This window comes from Flavobacterium bernardetii, assembly GCF_011305415.1.
In the GTDB taxonomy this organism is placed as follows: Bacteria; Bacteroidota; Bacteroidia; order Flavobacteriales; family Flavobacteriaceae; genus Flavobacterium; species Flavobacterium bernardetii.
On sequence record NZ_JAANOQ010000021.1, the window covers coordinates 1 to 4,173 of the forward strand.

A 4,173-nucleotide genomic window follows, 5' to 3' on the forward strand; every position below is an offset into this window, starting at 1 on the left:
TACTAATTTATCACAACCAATTACAGTGATAGATTATCCTAAATATTTCACACCAAATGGAGACGGAATTCATGATACTTGGAATGTTATAGGGTTAAATCAAGCAGATGCGAAATTATATATCTTTGATAGATATGGAAAATTAATTAAGCAATTAAGTACAGCGGAGAATAGTCCTGGATGGGATGGAACCTATAATGGTCTACAAGCACCATCAACGGATTATTGGTTTACAATTGATTTCAAAGAAAACAGTGAACAGAAACAATTCAAATCACATTTTTCGTTAAAAAGATAATAATATCGTAATTTACAAAAAGCCCGTATTTCTAAAAATACGGGCTTTTTTTTGTGAGTAATAGAAAAAGTAATGTTTAGATTTATTGTTATATAAAATTTAAATAAATACAATAATTTCAAAAAACATGATGTGTGTGATTGTTGTGTGTAAATAACTAATAAATAAATTTAATCTTATTTTTTATTAAAAAGTTGAAAATTTTATTTTTTTGTAAAAAGGCCCGTATTTACTTGATATACGGGCTTTTTTTGTGAAAAATTTTGAAAAACACTTAATTATGTTAAAATGTTTCTTAAAAATATGTTAAGTTGTTGAATTATTTTTTTATATTGTGCTGTTGAAATAATTTACTTAACTATAAAATTTTTATGAAAAATCTACTAATTATTACAGTTTTTACAATTCTGTGTGTGCTGTATTGTGGTACTTCCTATGGGCAAAAAAATGGGGGAAGCATTAATAATTCAATGAAAAATTACAATCTACCTCCTGGAGTAGTTTTACAAATGAAAGGAATTGAAGAGAAAGATTTATCTTTTAAACTGAATTCTGTGGATTATGAAAAAAACGAGTTAGTAGTTAATTTTTTAAGAAAATTTTCTTCTGAAGAAATCAAACAAATGGAAATAGAAAAAGGAAAGGATTACTACTATTATAAAGTAGCAAACGAATATTTTTTGTCTTTATCTGAAAAAATAAGAAAAATATATAGTTATGATGAGCTTTGGTATATCTATATGTTTGATCAAAATTTAAAGAATAGACTTACTACAATAAAATAAAACCTTAAATTTAACAATTAAGACTATGGGTAAAAAATACTTTTTACTACTGATTTTTTTAGCTTCCTCTTTTATTTCGTTTAGTCAAACTTATACGATGAATAATGGAGCTAATGGAACAATTTCAACTTGTTCAGGAACTTTTGTTGATCAAGGTGGAGCAGCAAACTATGCAAATAGCCAAAATAGTACAATTACTTTTTGTCCTTCAACACCTGGTGATAAAATTAGAATTGTATTCAATACATTCGCTACTGAAGGAGCAGCAGGTACTTGTACAGATTATTTAGATGTATGGTACGCCAATGCAGTTGGTGCTTTAGGTACAAATAATGATAGATTGTGTGGTGCGTTAGGAACTACAACTTTAGTTTCTACAAGTCCTGATGGATGCATTTCTTTTCAATTTATTTCAAATAATTCAGTAAGAGATTCGGGTTGGTCTGCAACAGTTTCTTGTGTTACTCCTTGTACAAATCCGATAGCAGCTTTAACTGATACAACAACTTTGAATATTTGTTCTTCAAGTGCGACTAATCCAGGTTCGTTAGCAGTTAGTTTTAATGGTTCTGCTTCAACTGCACCTGGAGGTTTTTCTATAACTTCTTATGAGTGGACTTGGGGTGATGGTACAAATTCAACAACTGCTGCAGCAACTACATCACATACATTTCCTGGGCCAGGAATATATTCAGTAAGTTTATCGGTAAGAAATAATAATACAGATATTGATCCTTTGGGTTGTCAAAGTACTAATGCATCAACTAGATTAATTAGGGTTTTGCCACCACCCGATTTTACTGGCTCAACTTTAAGTACCTTCAATATTAATTGTGGTAATTCTATTAATTTAAATGGATTAGCTACATCTGAAACAATGTCTACTGGGCCTTTGTCTGTTTCAGGTAGCCCAGTTTCTTTACCTGATGGAAGTGGAGTGAGTTATACAACAACTTTAGATTTTACAGGAGTTTTCCCAGTTGGAGCAACCGTTACACCTGGATGTTATCCAACAGTAACTTTTGATTTAGAACATACATATTCAGGAGATTTAGATATAATATTAATTTCACCAACTGGACAAAGTGTAATTTTGTATGATCAGCATGGTGGGGGAATTGATTTTGGTCTTTGTACCAATCCAGCTGATGATGGTGTTGCTGGATGTCCTGCTACATACACAGTTGTTAGTACTGGCGGTGTTGCTTGGACAGCTGCTGGTGTAACTACCACTGCCCCAGCAAATGGTACTTGTTCATACACTGGAGTATGTGAAGCAGGAACAAATTATATTTCACAAACATATAATTCTTCAAATCCATTTACCCCTTTTAATGGAGCCGATTTAAATGGAGTTTGGACTTTACAAATTACTGATAATATAGGTTTTGATGATGGAACAATTACAGGGTGGTCTTTAGCTTTTCCTGGATCTTGTTATGCAAATGCTGAGTTTGTAACACCAGATGTATCAACTTTAACATGGTCGCATTCAGGTGCTGGTCCAGTTATTCCTGCACAAACGACTACGAGTACTTCAGTTACAGATCCAGGTCCTGATGGATGTCCTTCGCCTGGCACGTGTATAGGAAATCAGTTGACTAATAATGTAGCTGTTGGACCATTTCCAACTCCAGGATCTTATGTTTATAGTTTAACGGCGGTTGATGAGTATGGATGTAATTATGTTAGAAATGTTACGGTAAATGTTGCGGCATGTGCTTGTAATTTAAATTTAACATCTGCTGTTGGTACAAATAACCAAACAGTTTGTAGAAATAGCGCAATATCATCAATTACATATGGTTATGGAGGAAGTGCTACTGGAGTAACATTTTCAGGATTACCTGCAGGAGTTACAGGTACATGGGCAGCAAATGTTGCTACGATTAGTGGGACACCAACTGCTTCAGGAACTTTCAATTATACCATTACTACCGTAGGATGTACGCCAAATTTATCATTAAACGGTACTATTACAGTTACGCCATTAAATACAATTGCTGCAGGAATAAATAGAACTACTTGTATCAATACAGCAATCACTAGTATTACATTAGCAACAACAGGAGCAACAGGAGCAACATTCTCTGGTTTACCAGTAGGAGTTACAGGTTCATGGGCAGCAAATGTTGCAACAATTAGTGGGACACCAACTGCTTCAGGTACATTTAATTATACAGTGACAACTACAGGAGGTTGTCCACCTGCCACTACTACAGGTACTATTACAGTTACACCATTAAATACAATTGCTGCAGGAATAAATAGAACTACTTGTATCAATACAGCAATCACTAGTATTACATTAGCAACAACAGGAGCAACAGGAGCAACATTCTCTGGATTACCAGCAGGAGTTACAGGTTCATGGGCAGCAAATGTTGTTACGATTAGTGGTACACCAACTGCTTCGGGTACATTTAATTATACAGTAACTACTACAGGAGGTTGTCCACCTGCTACTACTACAGGTACTATCACAGTTACACCATTAAATACAATTGCAGCAGGAATAAATAGAACTACTTGTATCAATACAGCAATCACTAGTATTACATTAGCAACAACAGGAGCAACAGGAGCAACATTCTCTGGATTACCAGCAGGAGTTACAGGTTCATGGGCAGCAAATGTTGTTACGATTAGTGGTACACCAACTGCTTCAGGTACATTTAATTATACAGTGACAACTACAGGTGGTTGTCCACCTGCCACTACAACAGGTACTATTACAGTTACACCATTAAATACAATTGCAGCAGGAATAAATAGAACTACTTGTATCAATACAGCAATCACTAGTATTACATTAGCAACAACAGGAGCAACTGGCGCAACATTATCTGGATTACCAGCAGGAGTTACAGGTTCGTGGGCAGCAAATGTTGCAACAATTAGTGGTACACCAACTGCTTCGGGTACATTTAATTATACAGTAACTACTACAGGAGGTTGTCCACCTGCTACTACTACAGGTACTATCACAGTTACACCATTAAATACAATTGCAGCAGGAATAAATAGAACTACTTGTATCAATACAGCAATCACTAGTATAACATTAGCAACAACAGGAGCAACAGGAGC

At 34.5% G+C, this 4,173-nt stretch carries 3 protein-coding genes; all 3 read left to right on the forward strand.

The features are described 5' to 3' along the window. The coding region (locus G6N05_RS15340; protein ID WP_166131812.1) for a T9SS type B sorting domain-containing protein at window positions 1–298 on the forward strand (298 nt) is incomplete at its 5' end. Window positions 299–669: 371 nt separating this feature from the next. Then, window positions 670–1,083: a hypothetical protein gene (locus G6N05_RS15345; protein ID WP_166131815.1), complete on the forward strand. Its 414-nt coding sequence runs from the start codon at window positions 670–672 to the stop codon at window positions 1,081–1,083. Between the two features lie 25 nt (window positions 1,084–1,108). Continuing rightward, window positions 1,109–4,173: beta strand repeat-containing protein (locus tag G6N05_RS15350; RefSeq protein ID WP_205729777.1), on the forward strand; the 3,065-nt coding region annotated here is incomplete at its 3' end.

Coding starts and splice junctions, on each gene's coding strand:
- G6N05_RS15345 (WP_166131815.1), top strand. CDS start 670: ATGAAAAATCTACTAATTATTACAGTTTTTACAATTCTGTGTGTGCTG.